19 protein-coding genes are annotated in these 18,967 nt (G+C 70.9%); 7 read left to right on the plus strand and 12 right to left on the minus strand.

Annotated features, from left to right (window positions below; all coding sequences use genetic code 11):
* The first annotated feature begins 24 nt into the window (after positions 1 to 24).
* The 5 genes from egtA to J7E96_RS15810 all read left to right on the plus strand — a co-directional run bounded on the left by egtA (position 25) and on the right by J7E96_RS15810 (position 4,950).
* Complete coding sequence (egtA, locus tag J7E96_RS15790; RefSeq protein ID WP_215131890.1) at positions 25 to 1,302, plus strand: ergothioneine biosynthesis glutamate--cysteine ligase EgtA; 1,278 nt, start codon at positions 25 to 27, stop codon at positions 1,300 to 1,302.
* A complete protein-coding gene (gene egtB / locus J7E96_RS15795; RefSeq protein ID WP_215131892.1) occupies positions 1,299 to 2,657 on the plus strand; it encodes an ergothioneine biosynthesis protein EgtB in 1,359 nt (452 codons plus the stop codon). The genes egtA and egtB overlap by 4 nt, the downstream gene beginning before the upstream one ends.
* Positions 2,657 to 3,412, plus strand: coding sequence for an ergothioneine biosynthesis protein EgtC (gene egtC / locus J7E96_RS15800; RefSeq protein ID WP_215131894.1), 756 nt, complete (start codon positions 2,657 to 2,659; stop codon positions 3,410 to 3,412). Before egtB ends, egtC begins: the two co-directional genes overlap by 1 nt.
* Positions 3,409 to 4,374, plus strand: a complete 966-nt coding sequence (gene egtD, locus J7E96_RS15805) for an L-histidine N(alpha)-methyltransferase (RefSeq protein ID WP_215131897.1) — start codon at positions 3,409 to 3,411, stop codon at positions 4,372 to 4,374. The genes egtC and egtD overlap by 4 nt, the downstream gene beginning before the upstream one ends.
* 360 nt (positions 4,375 to 4,734) lie before the next feature.
* Positions 4,735 to 4,950 (plus strand): dodecin, encoded by a 216-nt coding sequence (locus J7E96_RS15810; protein WP_215131899.1) that lies wholly within the window; start codon positions 4,735 to 4,737, stop codon positions 4,948 to 4,950.
* A 15-nt stretch (positions 4,951 to 4,965) separates the two neighbouring features.
* Here the strand turns inward: J7E96_RS15810 and J7E96_RS15815 are convergent, their stop codons facing one another.
* Complete coding sequence (locus tag J7E96_RS15815) at positions 4,966 to 5,457, minus strand: HAD family acid phosphatase (protein ID WP_215131900.1); 492 nt, start codon at positions 5,455 to 5,457, stop codon at positions 4,966 to 4,968.
* A gap of 79 nt (positions 5,458 to 5,536) precedes the next feature.
* Here J7E96_RS15815 and J7E96_RS15820 point away from each other — a divergent pair, with 79 nt between their 5' ends.
* Entirely contained in the window at positions 5,537 to 6,574 is a 1,038-nt protein-coding gene (locus J7E96_RS15820; protein WP_215131902.1) for an LLM class flavin-dependent oxidoreductase, read from the plus strand.
* Positions 6,575 to 6,808: 234 nt separating this feature from the next.
* On the opposite strand, the gene J7E96_RS15825 is transcribed toward J7E96_RS15820, so the two are convergent.
* From J7E96_RS15825 to J7E96_RS15855, 7 genes are all read right to left on the minus strand, one after another.
* Complete coding sequence (locus J7E96_RS15825) at positions 6,809 to 7,207, minus strand: hypothetical protein (protein WP_215131904.1); 399 nt, start codon at positions 7,205 to 7,207, stop codon at positions 6,809 to 6,811.
* 17 nt (positions 7,208 to 7,224) lie between these two features.
* Positions 7,225 to 7,701, minus strand: a complete 477-nt coding sequence (locus J7E96_RS37405) for a protease inhibitor I42 family protein (RefSeq protein WP_215131906.1) — start codon at positions 7,699 to 7,701, stop codon at positions 7,225 to 7,227.
* Positions 7,698 to 9,266: a WXG100 family type VII secretion target gene (locus J7E96_RS15835; RefSeq protein ID WP_215131908.1), complete on the minus strand. Its 1,569-nt coding sequence runs from the start codon at positions 9,264 to 9,266 to the stop codon at positions 7,698 to 7,700. The genes J7E96_RS37405 and J7E96_RS15835 overlap by 4 nt, the downstream gene beginning before the upstream one ends.
* Positions 9,267 to 9,328: 62 nt before the next feature.
* Positions 9,329 to 9,769 (minus strand): hypothetical protein, encoded by a 441-nt coding sequence (locus tag J7E96_RS15840; RefSeq protein ID WP_215131910.1) that lies wholly within the window; start codon positions 9,767 to 9,769, stop codon positions 9,329 to 9,331.
* A gap of 83 nt (positions 9,770 to 9,852) precedes the next feature.
* Positions 9,853 to 10,602, minus strand: coding sequence for a succinate dehydrogenase/fumarate reductase iron-sulfur subunit (locus tag J7E96_RS15845; protein WP_215131912.1), 750 nt, complete (start codon positions 10,600 to 10,602; stop codon positions 9,853 to 9,855).
* Positions 10,599 to 12,566 (minus strand): fumarate reductase/succinate dehydrogenase flavoprotein subunit, encoded by a 1,968-nt coding sequence (locus J7E96_RS15850; RefSeq protein WP_215131914.1) that lies wholly within the window; start codon positions 12,564 to 12,566, stop codon positions 10,599 to 10,601. Before J7E96_RS15850 ends, J7E96_RS15845 begins: the two co-directional genes overlap by 4 nt.
* Position 12,567: 1 nt before the next feature.
* On the minus strand, positions 12,568 to 13,275 hold the full coding sequence (locus J7E96_RS15855) for a succinate dehydrogenase cytochrome b subunit (protein ID WP_215131916.1): 708 nt from the start codon (positions 13,273 to 13,275) through the stop codon (positions 12,568 to 12,570).
* Between the two features lie 92 nt (positions 13,276 to 13,367).
* Between J7E96_RS15855 and J7E96_RS15860 the strand changes: the two genes are divergently transcribed.
* A complete protein-coding gene (locus J7E96_RS15860; RefSeq protein WP_215131918.1) occupies positions 13,368 to 14,288 on the plus strand; it encodes a LysR family transcriptional regulator in 921 nt (306 codons plus the stop codon).
* Here J7E96_RS15860 and J7E96_RS15865 read toward each other — a convergent pair.
* The 4 genes from J7E96_RS15865 to J7E96_RS15880 form a co-directional block, all read right to left on the minus strand.
* Complete coding sequence (locus tag J7E96_RS15865) at positions 14,258 to 16,414, minus strand: putative bifunctional diguanylate cyclase/phosphodiesterase (protein WP_374196684.1); 2,157 nt, start codon at positions 16,412 to 16,414, stop codon at positions 14,258 to 14,260. The two genes, J7E96_RS15860 and J7E96_RS15865, sit on opposite strands and share 31 nt — an antisense overlap.
* Entirely contained in the window at positions 16,411 to 17,223 is an 813-nt protein-coding gene (locus tag J7E96_RS15870; RefSeq protein WP_215131936.1) for an SAM-dependent methyltransferase, read from the minus strand. Before J7E96_RS15870 ends, J7E96_RS15865 begins: the two co-directional genes overlap by 4 nt.
* A gap of 230 nt (positions 17,224 to 17,453) precedes the next feature.
* Positions 17,454 to 18,455 (minus strand): SCO0930 family lipoprotein, encoded by a 1,002-nt coding sequence (locus tag J7E96_RS15875; protein WP_215131920.1) that lies wholly within the window; start codon positions 18,453 to 18,455, stop codon positions 17,454 to 17,456.
* An 85-nt stretch (positions 18,456 to 18,540) separates the two neighbouring features.
* On the minus strand, positions 18,541 to 18,967 hold a 427-nt coding region (locus J7E96_RS15880; protein ID WP_215131922.1), incomplete at its 5' end, for a hypothetical protein.

Consider the following 18,967-nt stretch of genomic DNA (forward strand, 5'->3'; position numbering starts at 1 on the left):
GATCCGCGGCAGGAGGAACAGGCCATGCCCCCAGGCGACTTCGTACAGGAAGGCGCGCCGGTCACCGAGGCCGGCGCGGAAGCATTACTGCGCGGCATCTGTTTCAAGACAGGTCCACCGAGCATCGTCGGCGTCGAACTCGAATGGTTCGTCCACGAGCTCCACCTCCCCGAACTCCCCGTCGAACCCGCCCGCCTCGAAGCGGCCATGACCGCTCTGCGGGCCCTGCCACTGCTCTCGGCCCTCACCGTCGAGCCGGGCGGCCAGCTCGAACTCAGCTCCCTCCCGGCCCCCTCCCTGACGGAGTGCATCGACTCCGTCTCCGCGGACCTGGACGCCGTACGCGCCGCTCTGCGCTCCCGTGACCTCGGCCTCACCGGCATCGGTACGGACCCCTGGCACCCCCCGAAGCGCCTCATGCACGAGCCGCGTTACGACGCGATGGAGGCGTATCTCGACCGGGCAGGCCCCGCCGGCCGGGCCATGATGTGTTCGTCCGCCTCCGTCCAGGTCTGTCTGGACGCGGGCACCGAGGAACCGGGCCCGCTCGGCTACGGGCGGCGCTGGCTGCTCGCCCACCTCCTCGGCGCCGTACTGTCGGCGGCGTTCGCCAACTCCCCCTTCCACCACCGGCGTCGTACCGGCTGGCGCTCCACGCGCCAGGCCATCTGGACGGAGATCGACCCCGGCCGCTCCTGCGCCCCGCCCCTCGACGCGGAGCCACGCGGCGCGTGGACGGACCGCGTGCTGGACGCTCCCGTGATGTGCGTGAGAGGTGCGGCCGACCAGCCGTGGGACGTACCGGACGGGCTGTCCTTCCGTTCCTGGATACGCTCCGGGGCGCCGCGACCGCCGACCCGCGCGGACCTCGACTACCACCTGACCACGCTCTTTCCGCCGGTACGGCCGCGCGGTCACCTCGAACTGCGCATGATCGACGCGCAGCCGGGCGACGACGGCTGGATCGTTCCGCTCGCCGTGACCACCGCGCTCTTCGACGACCCGGCGGCGTCGGAAATCGCGTACCGGGCCGTCAAGCCCCTCGCGGACACCGCGGGTTCCCTGCCCGCGCCCCGCAATCCGCTGTGGATCAACGCCGCGCTGTACGGGCTGGCCGATGCCGAGCTGCGGGCGGCCGCCCAGCTCTGCTTCGACGCGGCGCTCGACGCGCTGCCCCGCCTCGGCGCGTCCACTGCCGTGCAGTGCGCCGTCGCCGCGTTCACCGAGCGGTACGTCATACACGGGCGATGCCCCGCCGACGATCTGCTCGACCCCGGACACGGGAAGGACCTCCGTACATGAGCGACCTCATGGCCACCACGGACCCCGAAGCGCTGCGCACCCTCGCCGTCGACGCGCTGCTCCGGGCGCGCGAGCGCACCGCCGCGCTCACCGACTGTGTGGACGACGGCGAACTGACCGCCCAGCACTCCCCGTTGATGTCACCGCTGGTCTGGGACCTGGCGCACATCGGCAACCAGGAGGAGCTGTGGCTCCTGCGGACGGTCGCCGGACGTGACGCGATGCGCCCCGAGATCGACTCGGTGTACGACGCCTTCGAGCACCCGCGCTCCGAGCGCCCCACCCTGCCGCTGCTCGCCCCCGCCGAGGCTCGGGTGTACGCCGCCGATGTGCGCGGCCGGGCCCTCGACGTACTCGAACGCAGTCCGCTGCGCGGCAACCCGCTGCTGGACGCGGCCTTCGCCTTCGGGATGGTCGCGCAGCACGAGCAGCAGCACGACGAGACCATGCTGATCACCCATCAGCTCCGGCGCGGACCTGCGGCTCTCACCGCTCCCCTGCCCCCGCGCCCCACGGCCGCGACGGCCGGTCTGCCGCGGGAAGTCCTTGTCCCCGGCGGCCCGTTCACCATGGGCACCTCCACCGAACCGTGGGCGCTCGACAACGAGCGGCCCGCGCATCACCGCTTCGTCCCGGCGTTCTTCATCGACACGGTGCCGGTGAGCAACGGCGCGTACCTGCGCTTCATGGAGGACGGCGGCTACACCGACGAGCGCTGGTGGGCGGCCGAGGGCTGGGCGCAGATACGCAAGCACGACCTCCGTGCCCCGCTGTTCTGGCGCCGCGAGGGCGGCCAGTGGCTGCGGCGGCGCTTCGGGGTGGTGGAGCCCGTACCCGAGGACGAGCCGGTCCTGCATGTGAGCTGGTACGAGGCGGACGCCTACGCGCGGTGGGCGGGCCGGCGGCTGCCCACGGAGTCCGAGTGGGAGAAGGCGGCCCGGCACGATCCGGCGTCCGGGCGCTCCCTGCGCTACCCGTGGGGCGACGCCGACCCCACCCCGGTCCACGCCAACCTGGGCCAGCGCCATCTGCGGCCGGCGCCGGTCGGGGCGTACGCCGCCGGTGAATCGCCCTTGGGCGTACGGCAGTTGATCGGCGACGTGTGGGAGTGGACGTCCAGCGACTTCCTGCCCTATCCGGGCTTCGCCGCCTTCCCGTACCGGGAGTACTCCGAGGTCTTCTTCGGCAGTGCGCACAAGGTGCTGCGGGGTGGTTCGTTCGCTGTCGACGCGGTGGCCTGCCGCGGCACGTTCCGCAATTGGGACCTGCCCGTACGCCGTCAGATCTTCTCGGGGTTCCGTACGGCGCGCGACGCGCCGGACACGCGGGACGTACGCGGCGGGGGTGGTGGCTGATGTGCCGCCACTTCGCCTGCCTCGGGCCTGCTGTGCCCCTCGGTGACCTCCTGGTGAAGCCGGCCCACGGCCTGTACCGCCAGGCGTGGGCGCCGCGGCTCCAGCGGTACGGGACCGTCAACGCCGACGGCTTCGGGGTCGGCTGGTACGCCGAGGGCGACCCGGTGCCGGCCCGCTACCGCCGCTCGGGGCCGATGTGGGCCGACGCCTCCTTCGCCGACCTGGCGCGGGTCGTACGCTCCACAGCCGTGCTCGCGGCGGTCCGAGACGCCACCCAGGCGGGCGCGGACGGGGAGGCGGCGGCGGCGCCGTTCGCCGCCGGGCCGTGGCTGTTCAGCCACAACGGCGCGCTCAAGGGCTGGCCCCGGTCGGCCGCGCTGCTCGCGGGCGCGCTGCCCGCCGCCGAGCTGCTCGCCCTGGAAGCGCGATGCGACTCGGCGCTGGTCTGGGCGCTCGTACTGCACCGGCTGCGCGACGGCGACGAGCTGGGACAGGCGCTCGCCGACACGGTCCTGGAGCTGGCAGAGGCGGCGCCGGGCTCGCGCCTGAACCTGCTCCTCACGGACGGCGAGACGGTCGCCGCGACCGCCTGGGGCGACACCCTCTGGTACCACGCGGAGCCGGGTCGTCGCACGATCGTGGCCTCCGAGCCGTACGACGACGATCCGCACTGGCGCGAGGTCCCGGACCACACCCTCCTTGCCGCCACCCGCACCGATGTCCTGCTGACCCCGCTCAAGGAGCCCACCGCGTGAGCCCGTTCCTGCTGACCCGCACCCTGCCCGAGGACGCGACGGACGCCGATCTGCGTGCCGACGTACTGCACGGCCTGACCCGCACGCCGAAGGTGCTGCCGCCGAAGTGGTTCTACGACGCGCGCGGCAGCGAACTGTTCGAGGAGATCACCCGCCTGCCCGAGTACTACCCCACCCGGGCGGAGCGGGAGATCCTGATCGCCCGCGCGCCCGAGATCGCGGCCGCGACGCGGGCGCGCACGCTGGTGGAGCTCGGCTCGGGCTCCTCGGAGAAGACCCGCCACCTGCTGGACGCGCTGCTGCCCGAGCTGGTCAGTTACGTCCCGGTGGACGTCAGCGAGAGCGCCCTGACCGCGGCCGCGTCGTCGCTCCTGCACGAGCGGCCCGCCCTGTCCGTACACGCACTGATCGCGGACTTCACGCGCGGCCTGGCCCTGCCGGGAACGCCGGGACCTCGCCTGGTCGCCTTCCTGGGCGGCACGATCGGCAACCTTCTGCCGGACGAGCGCGCGGCCTTTTTGAAGTCGGTACGGTCGATCCTCGCCCCCGGTGACGCGCTGCTGCTCGGGACCGACCTGGTGAAGGACGAGGTGACGCTGGTGGCGGCGTACGACGACGCGCAGGGGGTCACCGCCGCGTTCAACAAGAACGTCCTGTCCGTCATCGACCGCGCGCTGGGCGCGGACTTCGATCCCGACGACTTCGACCATGTCGCGGTGTGGGACCGCGGGCACGAGTGGATCGAGATGCGGCTGCGGGCGCGGGCGGCGCTGACGGTGAAGATCCGGGAGCTGGACATCGCGGTGCCGTTCGAGGCGGGCGAGGAGATACGCACCGAGATCTCGGCGAAGTTCCGAAGGGAGGGGGTACGCCGCGAGCTCGCCGGGGCGGGGATGGAGCTGCGGGAGTGGTGGACCGATGGGGGTGAGCGGTTCGCGCTGTCGCTGGCGGTGGCGGTGTAGGCGCCTGCGGCGGGCTTTCCCCACCCCGCCCCTTCCCGCTGTGACACTTTGCGGCTCCGCCGCGTGAGGGGCGCTGCCCCAGACCCCGGTCCTCAAGCGCCGGAGGGGCTGGGTGGTGCGGGGCGGGGGCTGGATGGTGCGGCCGAATCCAGCCCGTCCGGCGTTTGAGGACACGCCCGTAGGGCGTCCCGGGGGCTGGGGGCTTGCCCCCAGTTCGGGAAGGGGCGGGGTGGGGAAAAGGCCCGCCGCAGGCGCTCCAAGCCCCAGCAGCCGGACATGCGCCCCGCCGGGCAGTGGGGCACGGTGGGTAGAAGCGCGCCGGGACACCCCCCGCGCCGCAGCACCAAGAGGGAGCGCCGCATGTCCGACCACACCTACCGCGTCACCGAGATCGTCGGCACCTCCACCGAGGGCCTCGACCAGGCCATCCGCAACGGCATCGACCGCGCCTCGCAGACCCTGCGCGGCCTCGACTGGTTCGAGATGACACAGGTGCGCGGCCACATCGTCGAAGGCCGGATCGAGCACTTCCAGGTAGGCCTCAAGGTCGGATTCCGCCTCGAAGACACCCAGTAACACCCGGATGACGCATCAGGTGCGGCCCTCCCGCTCCTGCGCGTCCTTGAGCGCCGCCGACGTCACCGCCCACCCCGCGCGCACCACCGTGAAGCCCGCCTGCTCGGCCGCCACGCAGACCAACTCGTCGTCGTCCACCAGCATGCGGATCTCCGCACCCTGCGCCGCCAGCCGTTCGAGGATCTCCAGCTTGGTGTGGCGCGCGGGCCGCCGGTCGTTGTCGCGCCGCATCCAGACCCGCCCCTCGGGCAGGCCCTGCGCCGCGAGCCAGTCGAGCGTGTCGCGCCGGCACCGCTCAGGGCGGCCCGTGAGGTAGACGACCTCGCACTCCCGCGCGCTCTCCTGGACCATCCGCACACCCTCCGGCAGCGGCGGATCGTCGGGCGCCGCGCCGAAGAAGCCGTCCCAGTCCCGCGGCTTGCGCTCCAGGAAGCGCTGGCGATGCGCCGTGTCCGCGAGGGTTCCGTCGAGGTCGAATACGGCCAGTGGCCTGCTGTTGTGCGTCATTCCGGCACCATAGGACGTCCGGGGCGGATCTTTCCGCCCCGGCCGGGAATCCCCGCGCGGGCCAGGTGTTGAAGTGGGTGTGAGCTCAGTGATCGCGCAGACCCGGTTCTCCGTACTCGACCGTTCCCGTACGCGCGAGGCGCACGACGCCCCGCAGGCGCTGCGGGACACCGTGGACCTCGCCCGGCGGATCGAGGCGCTGGGGTACCACCGCTTCTGGGTGTCGGAGCACCACAGTGTGCCCGGCGTCGCCGGCTCCGCGCCGACTGTGCTCGGCGCCGCTGTCGCGGCCGCGACGTCCACGATCCGCGTGGGCACGGGTGGCGTCATGCTGCCGAACCATCAGCCGCTGGTCGTCGCCGAGCAGTTCGGCGTACTGGAGTCGCTCTTCCCCGGCCGCATCGACATGGGCCTCGGCCGCTCCGTCGGCTTCACCGACGGGATACGCAAGGCGCTGGGCCGGGACAAGAACGACGCCGGTTCGTTCGACACGCAGCTCAGCGAGCTGCTGGGCTACTTCACCGGCGACCAGAGCGCGCATCCGCAGGTCCACGCCCACCCCGCCGAGGGGCTGCGGGTGCCCGCGTTCGTGCTGGCCACCGGCGCCGGGGCCCAGGTCGCGGCGGCGGCCGGGCTGCCGCTGGTGATCGCGGCGGCGCGCGGCGAGGACGAGATGCTGCGGGCGATCGACGGCTACCGGGACGCGTTCCGCCCCTCCCCCTGGGGCGAGCGGCCGTACGTCGTCCTGTCCGGCACAGTCGCCGTGGCCGGCACCTCCGAGGAGGCCGGGCGGCTGCTGGTCCCGGAGGCCTGGGCATCGGCGTACTCCCGCACCCACGGATCGTTCCCGCCGCTCGCGCCCGTCGACGAGATCCTGGCCCGGCCGATGAGCGACCGTGAGCGCGGGCTCTTCGACGACGCCCGGCGTGGGCACATCCACGGCACCGAGGACGAGGTCGCGGACGGCCTGGAGAAGGTGCTGGGCCGCAGCGGCGCCGACGAGTACCTGGTCGTGACGAGTACGTACGACCGCGGGGCACTCCTGGACTCGTACCGGCGGCTGGCCCGCCTGGTGGGGCTCACGGGCACGGAGGCGGCGACCGGCGCCTGGACATGACCGTGGTCGCGGGCGCCGACTGGGTGATCGACCTGGGGCCCGGCGGCGGCGAGGGCGGCAGCATCGTCGCGGCGGGGATCGGCCACGTACCAATTCTCGACGAGCGAGGGACTGGCCGGTACGGACAGCGTGAACTCGTCGCCCGCGTCGACCTCGATGGACCTCTCGTCGTACTCGTGGGTCAGGGCAAGTGCGGGGGCGAGTCGATTGCGCGTGGCGGACATCGGGACGGTGTCACCGGCCCCTGGCGCGGGAGGTACGGCGCAGGCCGATCAGCTCGGCCACGGACTCCAGCCAGCGGGCGGTGGTTTCGTCGCCGACGACCGGGCGGGCGACGGTCCCGGCCGCCTCCAGCCAGGGGCGGACGGTGTCCGTGGCGGCCGGGTTCGGGAGCAGTTCGGGGAGCTGGGCCGCGTACCGTACGCCGCCACTGCGCACGACCTTGGCGAGGAACGAGACCGATCGCGGCAGGACGCCGAGCCGGTCCAGGACCACCGCGGCTCCGATGGCGCCGTCACCGAACAGGGCGGTGCGGTGCGGGCCTTCGGCCGGGATGCCGTAGCGCAGCATCGTGGCAACGTCGAGGCGGGCGCAGTCGTCGTCGGTCTTGGTGGGGCGGGGGGTGGGGTTCATGGGTCCCTCGGATCCGGTCATCGGACAGTGACCGTGTAGATGAAGTACTCGGGATCGAGGCCGGGCGTTGCCGTCGCGGTGGGGAAGGGCGACGTGGAGGGGGAAGGCGCGGGATCACCGAACTCGCCGCCGCAGCGGCCCAGTGGGCAATGCAGCAGCTTGATCTTCGTGGTGCCCGGTTCGACCGCCTTGAAGTCGAAGAACTGCGTGCCCTTGGCTCCGCCGTCCAGGTCGCTGCCCTCTGTTTCCTCGTCCTGTCCCGTGAGCCGTACGACGTCGTCGTCCGGATGTGGGGTGGCGAGATACCAGTTCTGTCCCATGCCGGGGCTGGCCGGGACGGTCAGTCTGAAGTCTTCACCCGCGTCGACTTCGATGGACCTCTCGTCGGTCTCATAGGCTTCCGGCCCGAAGAGGCCGCACCCCGCCAGCGCGAGGGCGGACAAGGTCAGGGCGAAGGCGGCAGCAAGCCGGTGGCGCATGTCGGACCCGTTCACTCGGCGGGAAGGTGGACGGCGTAGGGGTCGGACAGACTCTCGCGCGACGCACTGCCCATTTTGCCGTTGATGAAGTCGTCCTCGCTGACCCAGGTGGTCGTTCCCCACGGGTTGTAGATCTGGAGCATGTCGCCCTCCTGGCCGACGATCATCATCGAGTGACCCACGCGTTCACCGTTCTCCTGCCCCTGTACGCCGATCGGGACGGGCTTGCCCTCGGCGACTGCCTTCTCGATGTCGGGCAGGACGTCACGGCGGGCGTCGGCGCTCCCGGTTTCCTGAAGCTCGTACTCACCGCCGGTGTGCGGGCTGATCTCCTTGTTGGAGATGGTGGTCTTGCCCTCGTTGTCCATACCACTCGGGGTGCTGCCGAAGGGGAAGTCGTAGGAGTCGCTGCCGTCGCCTTCCTCGTGCAGCCGCAGTTGTTCCTCGGTGAGGCGCTCGCGGAAGGCATCCGGGTCGTCCTCCTGGCCGGACGGGCCGCCGGTGATTTCAAGGGCGTAGACGGGGTCGACCATGGCGCGACCAGTGACGACGGTGGACGGCACACAGGTTTCACCGTCCTGGGACCAGTCCTTCCCATTGAACTTCTGACCGTAGGTGGTGGTGTCGCTCGGGTCCCCGTGGACCACCGGCGTCAAATGCCGCTGCAGCCAGTCCGGGTCCTTGCCGTGGATCTTGTCCCGGAACTCGGAGACCTCGTTCAGGTCGTATCCCGCCGCGAGGGCCTTCACCAGGTACGCGCGCTCCTGGGGGCTCTTGGACTCCTTGAGCATGCGCTCGAACTCCGCCTGGTCGCGGGCGTTCATGCGCTCCATGGCCTTGCCCGAGCGTTCCAGGTCGTTGGCTGTGAGCAGCTCGTTCAACTCGGCGGATCTGCCCGCCACCCCGGTGTCCGCCAGGACGAGACGGTCGGCGGCGGAGATGTTGTCGGTCTTCATCTTGCCCGCGCGGGCTTCGGCGGCGAGCTTGTTCAGGTCGCGGGCGGCCTCGCGGGCCGCGTCGTCGGCCTTCTCCGCCGCCGCGTGCATGGTCTTCGCTCCGGCGGAGGCGATGTTGCGGGCGCGCAGCCGCTCCGCTTCTTCGGCGTCCTTCTCGACCATGTCGTCGAAGAAGCCGTCCTCGCCCCCGAGCATGCCGAGCGCTTCGCGCAGCTGCTCACGCCCGCCCTTGTCCTCGGACTGGGCGTTGGTGAGGGCGTCGGAGAGGAGGATCAGGACCCTTCGCGCGCCGCGGATTGCCTGGTCCATCTGCTCGGCCGATCGTGCCGCGGCGAGGACCACCTCCTGAGCCTTGGCGCCCGTGCTGCCCACCCAGGCGTCGGGCAGGCCCTTCTGGGCGACCTGCTCGACCCGGTCCTGGACGTCCCGCGCCGCCTCGGCCTGCTTGGCGTACCGCTTGGCGATGTCGTCGAGAGTGCTGGGGGAACCGACGGGCGCGGAGACGTTCAAGGCGTTCTGGATGGCCTCGATCAGGGTGTTCTTGTCGCCGGCACCGGCGATGGACCGCTGGTAACCGGCGAGTTTCTCCCGGCGGTCGGTGGTGGATTCGCCTGCGGCGGGCATGGCTTTGCGGCCTCCGGCATTTCGGTTCGGAGAGGTCAACAGGGAGAGGGAGAAGGCAGCGCTCAGCCGAAGTCGGCAAGGCCGACGGGGGGCGAACCGGGCGGCGGCGGGCCGGCAGCCGGCATGGTGCGCATTCCGGGTACAGATCCGGCGGGCGCGGGGGCCGGCATGGTCGTCAGGCCGCCGCCCCCGCTCGCCTGGAGGTCGTTCATGGTGCTGACGTCGGCGCCGTGGTAATTCGCCTTTGAGATACGGACCTTGTCGGCCAGCTCGTGCAGCGCGCTCTCCAGGACCTTGGCCTCGGCCTGCCACGCTTCGGAGAAGTTGGAGAACGCCGGGCCCGAGTCCGAACCGCCCAGGGCGTCCGGCGTGTAGCAGAGCTGCTCCTGGAGAGCCGCGCCGATGTCACCGGCGTCGTCGCCCGCGCGGTCGAGCTTGTCCGCCTCGGCGGCCATCCCGCTCTTCTGTACGCGGTAGCCACCCTGTTGCGTCTGCCCGGCCATCTTCCCCCGCCTGCAAGCCGTTCCCGATCTTGGGGCGAAAGATTAGCAGGAGGGGGTGACATGCCCACAACCACGCTGTGGCGTCAGCGGCGCGGCGCCTTCCGCGTCGCCCGCAGCCACTCCTTGTTCATCGCCGCGATCGACGGCAGCGGAATGCCCTTCGGGCAGGCCGTGGCGCACTCGCCCGCCAGAGTGCAGCCGCCGAAGCCCTCTTCGTCCATGGTCGCGACCATGTCCAGGACGCGCGTCTCGCGCTCCGGTGCGCCCTGCGGCAGCACATTGAGGTGGTTGATCTTCGCGGAGGTGAAAAGCATCGCCGAGCCGTTCGGGCAGGCCGCGACGCACGCGCCGCAGCCGATGCACTCGGCGTGCTCGAACGCGAAGTCGGCGTCCGCCTTGGGCACGGGTGTGGCGTGCGCCTCGGGCGCGGCGCCCGTGGGGACGCTGATGTAGCCGCCGGCGCCGATGATCCGGTCGAACGCCGACCGGTCGACGACCAGGTCCTTGACCACCGGGAAGGCTCCGGCCCGCCACGGCTCGACATCGACCGTGTCGCCGTCGTTGAAGTGCCGCATGTGCAGCTGGCAGGTGGTGGTGCGCTCCGGACCGTGCGCGTCGCCGTTGATGACGACGCCGCACGCGCCGCAGATGCCCTCACGGCAGTCGTGGTCGAAGGCGACCGGCTCGTCACCGCGCAGGATCAGCTTCTCGTTGAGCGTGTCGAGCATCTCCAGGAACGACATGTCCTCGGAGATGTCGTCGATGTCGTACGTGACCATCTCGCCGGGGGCGTCGGCATTGCGCTGGCGCCAGACGCGCAGGGTGAGCCTCATGCGTAACTCCGCTGGGTGGGGTGGACGTAGGCGAATTCGAGGGTTTCCTTGTGCAGGACGGGCGCCGCGCCCGTACCGGCGAATTCCCAGGCGGCGGCGTACGAGAACTCCTCGTCCCTGCGCTCCGCCTCGCCGCCCGCGGTCTGGCTCTCCTCGCGGAAGTGGCCGCCGCAGGATTCGGTGCGGTGCAGGGCGTCGAGGCAGAGCAGCTCGGCGAGCTCCAGGTAGTCGACGACGCGGTTCGCCTTCTCCAGCGACTGGTTGAGCTCCTCGCCCGTACCCGGCACCTTGATCCTGCGCCAGAACTCCTCGCGGATCTCCGGGATGCGACCGAGCGCCTTGCGCAGGCCCTCCTCCGTACGCGCCATCCCGCAGTATTCCCACAGGAGTTCGCCGATCTCCTTGTGGAAGGAGTCGGGGGTGCGGTCGCCGTCGACGGCGAGCAGCCGCTCCAGGCGGTCGTTGGTCTCCGCCACCGCGCGGACCGCCTCGGGGTGGGTCGCGTCGACGTCGTCGTGGTGGGGGTTGCGGGCGAGGTAGTCGTTGATGGTGGACGGCAGGACGAAGTAGCCGTCGGCCAGTCCCTGCATGAGGGCGGACGCGCCGAGGCGGTTGGCGCCGTGGTCGGAGAAGTTCGCCTCGCCGATGGCAAAAAGTCCGGGGACGGTGGTCTGGAGGTCGTAGTCGACCCACAGGCCGCCCATGGTGTAGTGGATCGCCGGGTAGATGCGCATGGGCACCTCGTACGGGTTCTCGGCGGTGATCCGCTCGTACATCTCGAAGAGGTTGCCGTACTTCTCCTCGACGGCCTTGCGGCCCAGGCGCCGGATCGCGTCGGCGAAGTCGAGGTAGACGCCCTGCCCGCCGGGGCCGACGCCGCGCCCCTCGTCGCAGACGTTCTTGGCGGCGCGCGAGGCGATGTCGCGCGGGACGAGGTTGCCGAAGGACGGGTAGATGCGCTCCAGGTAGTAGTCGCGCTCGTCCTCGGGGATGTCGGCCGGCGGGCGCGTGTCGCCCTGGGCCTTGGGGACCCAGATGCGGCCGTCGTTGCGCAGCGACTCGCTCATCAGGGTGAGCTTGGACTGGTGGTCGCCGGAGCGCGGGATGCAGGTGGGGTGGATCTGGGTGAAGCACGGGTTGGCGAAGTACGCGCCGCGCCGGTGGGCCCGCCAGATCGCCGTCGCGTTGGAGTTCTTGGCGTTGGTGGAGAGGTAGAAGACGTTGCCGTAGCCGCCGCTCGCGAGCACCACGGCGTCCGCGAAGTACGTGTCGATGCGGCCGGTGATCAGGTCGCGTGCGACGATGCCGCGCGCCCGCCCGTCGACGACGATCAGGTCGAGCATCTCGGTGCGCGCGTGCATCTCGACGTTGCCGGCGGCGATCTGCCGGGACAGCGCCTGGTAGGCGCCGAGCAGGAGCTGCTGTCCCGTCTGGCCTCGGGCGTAGAAGGTCCTCGAGACCTGTACGCCGCCGAAGGAGCGGGTGTCGAGCAGGCCGCCGTACTCGCGCGCGAAGGGCACGCCCTGCGCGACGCACTGGTCGATGATCTCGACGGAGATCTGCGCGAGGCGGTGGACGTTGGACTCGCGGGCGCGGAAGTCGCCGCCCTTGACGGTGTCGTAGAAGAGGCGGTGGATGGAGTCGCCGTCGTTGCGGTAGTTCTTGGCGGCGTTGATGCCGCCCTGCGCGGCGATGGAGTGGGCGCGGCGCGGTGAGTCCTGGTAGCAGAACTGGACGACGTGGTAGCCCTGTTCGGCGAGCGTGGCACCTGCCGCGCCGCCCGCGAGGCCGGTGCCTACGACGATGACGGTGTGCTTGCGGCGGTTGGCCGGGTTGACCAGCTTGGCTTCGAAGCGGCGGGTGTCCCAGCGCTCGGCGATGGGGCCGGTGGGGGCCTTGGTGTCGACGACCGGAGCGCCGGTCGCGTAGGCCGTGTAGTCGGCGTAGTCCCTGTACTCACTCATGTCAGCCCACCACTCCAGTCATCACGGCGACCGGTACGGAGATGAATCCGGCGGTCAGCACCAGCGCCAGGCCATTGGCCATGGTCTTGAGGATCCGGTCGCGCCGCGCGTTCCCCACGCCCAGCGTCTGCGCGGCGCTCCAGAAGCCGTGCCGGATGTGCAGCCCGACAGCCAGCATCGCCACGAGGTAGATGACGTTCCCGTACCAGGTGGAGAAGGTCGCGACGACGTTCTCGTACGGGCGCCCCGGCTGCGCGTTCTCGTTCACCGTGAGCGTCGTCAGGTCCAGCAGGTGCCACACGATGAACAGCGCGAGGATGATCCCGCCCCACCGCATCGTGCGCGTCGCGTAGCTCGCCCGCCGCCTCTTGTGCACGTACTTGCTCGGCCGCGCCTTGATGTCCCGCCTGCTGAGCTGGTACGCCGCGACGCCGTGCATCACCACCGCCGCGAGCAGCACCACGCGCACGATCCACAGCGCCCACTCGTAGTGCAGCAGGGGCTCCCCCATGGTCCGCAGCCAGTGCGCGTACGCGTTGAACTCCCCGGAACCGAAGAAGATCTTGAGGTTGCCGAGCATGTGGGCGACCAGGTACATGAGCATGATCAGGCCGCTGACGGCCATCACCGTCTTCTTGCCGACGGTCGATCCCCAGAACGAGCGCGTGAGTGACGGTTGCCGTTCTTCCGTCCGCGTAGCCAGTGCCATGGGGCTGACGTTAGGGCCGTCGCCCCTCAGAGGTCCAAGACATGGTCCGGCTCATGTCCATAGGCTCTGGCTATTCTCGATATCGTGGCCTCATGCAGTTCCAGCAGCTCCTCTACTTCGTGACCGTCGCCGAGACCCTCCACTTCACCCACGCCGCCGAGCGGGTGCACGTCTCCCAGCCCTCCCTCTCCCAGCAGATCCGCGCCCTGGAGAAGGAGCTGGGCGCCGACCTCTTCACCCGCGCCCGCGGCAACATCGCCCTCACCGACGCCGGCGAGGCCCTGCTGCCGCTCGCCCGGCGCATCCTCGCGGACGCCGACACCGCCCGGCATGAAGTCCAGGAGCTGGCGCAGCTGCGGCGGGGCCGGGTGCGGCTCGGTGCGACGCCGAGTCTGTGCACCGGGCTGCTCCCGGACGTACTGCGCACCTTTCATGATCTGCATCCCGGCATCCAGCTGCTGATCGAGGAAGGCGGCTCGCACGATCTCGTGCGGGAGCTGGCGCGCGGCGCACTCGACCTGGCCCTCGTCGTGCTGCCGCTGCCGACGCCGTCGCCCGCCCTGACCACCGTCGAGCTGCTGCACGAGGACCTGGTCGTGGTCTCCGCCGCCTCACTGCCCCGTCCCGGAAGAGGCGGCAGGTCCGTACGCGTCGCCGATTTGGAGGGCGAGCCGCTGGTGATGTTCCGGCACGGCTACGACCTGCGGGAGCTGACCGTCGCCGCCTGCCGGGCCGAAGGCTTCGAGCCGTCGTTCACGGTGGAGGGCGGCGAGATGGACGCCGTTCTCGGCTTCGTACGGGCCGGCCTCGGGCTCGCCGTCGTACCGCGCATGGTGGCCGCGCGGGCGGGGCGCGACCTGCGGGTCACGCCACTCGCGCGGCCGGGCCTGCACCGTACGATCGCACTCGCGCACCGCAGCGACGTGGCTCCGCCGCGCGCGGCGCGCGAGCTCCAGAACGTACTCCTCGCTTCCCGGGTCCGTCAGACGGCGTCGGCCAGCAGCAAGGTGTGAATGCGGTCCGGTGCGCCCGGCCTGGCGTAGTACCAGCCCTGTGCGGTGTCGCAGCCCAGCTCGCGCAGCTGCGCGGCCTGCGCGCCCGTCTCCACACCCTCCACCGTCACGGCCAGCTTCAGGCTGTGCGCCAGGGACACGATGCCCTCGACGATCTTCAGGTCGACGTCGTCGGCCGGGTGCTGCTGCATGGACTGGGTGAAGGAGCGGTCCAGTTTGAGCACGCTGACCGGCAGTCTGCGCAGGTTGGCGAGGTTGGAGTAGCCGGTGCCGAAGTCGTCGAGCGCGATGTCGACGCCCATCTCGGCGAGCTGGCGCAGCGGCTTGAGCAGGTCGTCGTCGGCGCCGATCAGCGCCGACTCGGTGACCTCCAGGCACAGGGCGCCCGGTTCGAGGCCTGCCCGCTCCAGCACGTCCACCGTGTCGGCGACCAGCCGGGGGTGGTGGAGCTGCATCGGTGAGAGGTTCACGTTGATGCGCAGCGGACCGCCGTCGGTGTGCCGCTTCTGCCAGAACCTGGCCTGGCGTACGGACTCTTCGAGCACCCAGCGGCCGAGCGGGACGATCAGCCCGGTGTGCTCGGCGAGCGGGATGAACCGGTCGGGGCCGAGCACGCCGTGCTGCGGATGGCACCAGCGCACCAGCGCCTCCGCGCCGTGCACACTGCCGTCACCGAGATGCACGAGCGGCTGGTACTCGATGAAGAACTCGTTCCGCTCCAGCGCGGCGGGCAGGGCGTTGGTGAGCCCGTGCCGGGTGATGGCGCGGGCGTCCGCCTCGGCGTCGGCGGTCTCGAAGCGGTTGCCGCCCGCCGACTTGGCGCGGTACATGGTGATGTCGGCGCTGCGCAGCACCTCCGCCGGGCCGCGTTCGCCGGCCGGGCCTTCGACGATGCCGATGCTGCCGCGTACGGTCAGATCCCGGCCCTCGATGCGGATCGGGGCCGACAGCGCGTTCAGGATGCGGGCGGCGAGCTCGTCGACCTCCTGGCGGGTGTCGGGACCGGTGGTGAGCGCCACGAACTCGTCGCCGCCGAGCCTGGCCACCATCTCGCCGGGCGCTGTCGCGCAGCTCTGGAGGCGGTCGGCGACCTCGACGAGCAGCCGGTCGCCGGCCGAGTGGCCGAGGCTGTCGTTGACCGCCTTGAAACCGTCGAGATCGAGGTAGCACAGGCCGAAGCGCATGCCGTCGCCCGCGGACAGCGCCTTCTCCAGACGCTCGAAGAAGAGCGTACGGTTCGGCAGACCGGTCAGGGCGTCGTGAGTCGCCTCGTAGCGGAGCCGCAGGTTGAGCAGCCGCCGCTCGGTGGTGTCCTCCATGAGCGCCAGCTGGTACTGCGGCTTCCCGTCGGCGTCACGCAGCAGCGAGACCGTCAGATTGGTCCACAGGACGGTGCCGTCGGTGCGGTAGTACGGCTTCTCCACGCGGTAGTTCTCGCGCTCGCCGCGCACCAGCTCGCCGTACAGCTTCCAGACGTGCGGCGTGTCCTCGGGGTGGACCCACTCGCTGACCTTCCGGCCGCGCATGTAGTGGTCGAGGCCGCCGAACATGCGCATGAGCGCTTCGTTGACCTCCAGGATGTTGCCGTCGAGGTCGGCGATGCCGATGCCGACCGCCGCTCCCTCGAAGACCGCGCGGAAGCGCGTCTCGGTGTCGTGCAGCGCCTTCTGCGCCTCGCTGCTCGCCAGCAGGGACGACCGTGCGACCGCTTCCTGCTCGGCGAGGGTGCGCTCACGCAGGGCCCGTGCGAAGCCGCCGGCGATGGCGTGCTGGAGCCGGGCGCAGCGAGCTCGGTGCTCTTCCATCGCGGCGGGATCGGCGGTCGGGTCCTCCTCCTCGGCGCAGTACAGCACCAGGTAGGAGTCGACGACTGCGAGCGTACGGACGAGGGCTTCCGGGTCGGTGCAGTGGGCGGCGACCAGGGCGGCGCCGACTTCGTGCGCGGGCGCCGTGTCGAAGGGGCGGCGGTGCAGCGCGGCGCTTAACTGCCGTGCGAGCGGCAGCAGGTGCCGTTCCACCTCGGGCCGGGTCATGGAGGTGGCGGTGACGGGGAAGATCGCCCGGCTCCAGATGGTGGCGAACCGCCCGAGTCTGTCGTCCACCGGTGCCTGCGATGGCACGCTCACGCCTTGCGTCCCACTCCTGCGAAGCCCGAGAAGGCGAATGGATCCTCCTGCGCGAGCGGGGTCTCCGGCCGCCACTCGGGCATCGCGACCAGTCCCGGCTCGACCATCTCGAATCCCTCGAAGAACCGCGTGACCTGCTCGCGGGAGCGCATGATCAGCGGGTTCCTGATGTTCTTGTAGACCCCGACCGTGCCGCCCGCCTGCTCCTGGGTGAGCGGGATTCCTTCGTAGGAGGCGTGGGTGAGGATCAGGATGCTGCCGGGCGCGAGGGCGTCGCGCAGGGTGTCGACGGCGGCCTGCGGATCGTCGGCGTCCTCGACGAAGTGGAGTACGGCGACGAGCAGCAGCGCCACCGGCCGGTCCAGGTCGATGAGTTCGCCGACGACGGGGCTGCTGAGGATCTCCTGCGGTTTGCGCAGGTCGGCCGCCGCTACACCGGCCCGGTCGTTACCCGCCAGCACCGCCTGGCTGTGCGCGACGGCGACCGGGTCGTGGTCGACGTACGCCACGCGGGCATCGGGGTTGGCCGCCTGGGCGACTTCGTGGACGTTGCCGAAGGTCGGTATGCCCGATCCGATGTCGAGGAACTGGGTGATTCCCTCGTCGGCCGCGAAGCGCACCGCGCGGCGCATGAACGCCCGGTTCGCCTGCATGATCTTCGGGAGGCCCGGCATGAACTCCATTGCCTTGCGGGCTGCTTGCCTGTCGACCTCGAAGTTGTGCGAACCGCCCAGGTAGAAGTCGTAAATCCGGGACACGCTCGGCACCGTGAGGTCGATGCCCTGTGGTGCCCAGGCGGGTCGCTCCATCATGTCTCCAACTCATCGCCACGGGACATCCGGTCATGAGCAAGACCGGTGTTCGAGCCGAGGCTACTGATCGGCAGGCATCAGAGCGAGCAAAAACGGAAATTCGCGGTCCGTTCTCGGTCACACGCCGCAGGCATGTGCGACACAAATGACCGGCCCGTCCCTTCCGCGGCGGGGCGGAGAGACGGGCCGGCCGGGCCGGGCGCCACAGCGTGGGGACGCTGTCGGAGCTACTTCGGCGCGCCGACCAGCTTGCCCTCGGGCGAGACCGCGTACCAAGTGCCACCGACGCCCTGGCCGTTGGTGTCACCCGGCTTCGCGTCGCCCGAGAAGGTGTAGAGGGGCCAGCAGTCGATCGTCTGCTGCTTGATTCCGTCGGGGCGGTCGAAGGTCACGAAGCCCTTCTTGAGGATGCCTTCGGTGTCGTTCTTCTCGACCGGCGGGACGACCGGCCACTTGTCGAGGCAGGCGCCGGTGCAGGCCGTCTTCATCGGCCAGGCGGAGTCCTTCTTGAACCGGTAGACGGTCATGCCGTTGGAGTCGACCACGACGTCGCCGAGCTTGGCGTCCTTGCGTACGGACATGCCCGCGAGGTCGGCGGGGTTCTGGGCCTCGCCCGCGTCACCGGCGTCACCCGCGTCACCGGCGCCGCCGCCCGCCGCGCCCGGTGCGGCCTTCTTGCCGTCGGGGGCGGAGGCGAACCAAGTGCCGCCGACACCCTGGCCCTTGGCGTCGCCGGGCTTGGCGTCCTTGGCGAAGCGGTACATGGGCCAGCCGCCGATGGTGAGCTGCTTGGTGCCGTCGGCCCTCGCCACCTCGCCGAGCATCGAGGCGTCGGTACCGGGGGCGGCCGTGGCGTCGCCGGCCGGTACGACCGGCCATGCCTTCGCGCAGTCTCCCTCGCAATTCGACTTCGGCGGACTGGCGGTGTCCTTGTCGAACCGGTAGAGCGTGAAGCCCTCGCTGTCGGTGACGACCTCGCCGAGCTTCTTGCTGTCCCAGACGGCGAGTTGACCCGCGGCCTTGGGGGCGGCGGCCTCGCCGGCGGCGTCGTCGCCGTAACCGCCCTTGTCGGAGCCGTAGCCGGTGTCGGCGGGCTGCTGCGCTGGGTTGGCGTTTCCCACCGCCTGACCGTTGGGGGACTCGGTGGCCGTGTCCTGACCGCACGCCGTCGTCAGCGCCATCACAGCCGCCGCCGTCACCGCGAGCGAGACGTTCCGCCAGGTCTTCATGTGGACTCCTGTGCACCGAGGGTGTGTTGCGACGCCGTTGTGCGTCGCTCATGGCCCTAGGTACGGGCGGGAAGTGTCCCGGTGTTCAATGCGTTCGCAGAAATTTCCCAATGACCTTCGCGGCGGCCCCGGCCATCTCAAACGCAAAACCCCTGAAGTCCCACCCATCAGGGGAAGCGAGCGGGACCGTGGCGTGCCGGTGGCCCGCCGGGTCGATGATCCCGAACGTGCACCCTCCGTTCCCAGGACGCCTGTTGGCCGCCACCACCTTGGTCTGGCTGCTGCTGAGCCCCGTACCGGCCGCCGCCGACAACTGTTCGTACGCCTCCATTTCGCCCAGCGGTGAGATGTCGTCGGGCTCGGCGGTCGCCGTCGCGGGGAGCGCGACGTGCACGGCGGGCCCGAAACCGAAGCCTCCGCCGACGCCCACCCCGGCGCCACCACCGCCACCACCGCCACCCCCTCCGCCACCACCCCCACCGCCGCCGCCCCCGCCCCCCGAACCCGCAACC

This window comes from Streptomyces sp. ISL-96 (genome assembly GCF_018614035.1).
Taxonomy (GTDB): domain Bacteria; phylum Actinomycetota; class Actinomycetes; order Streptomycetales; family Streptomycetaceae; genus Streptomyces.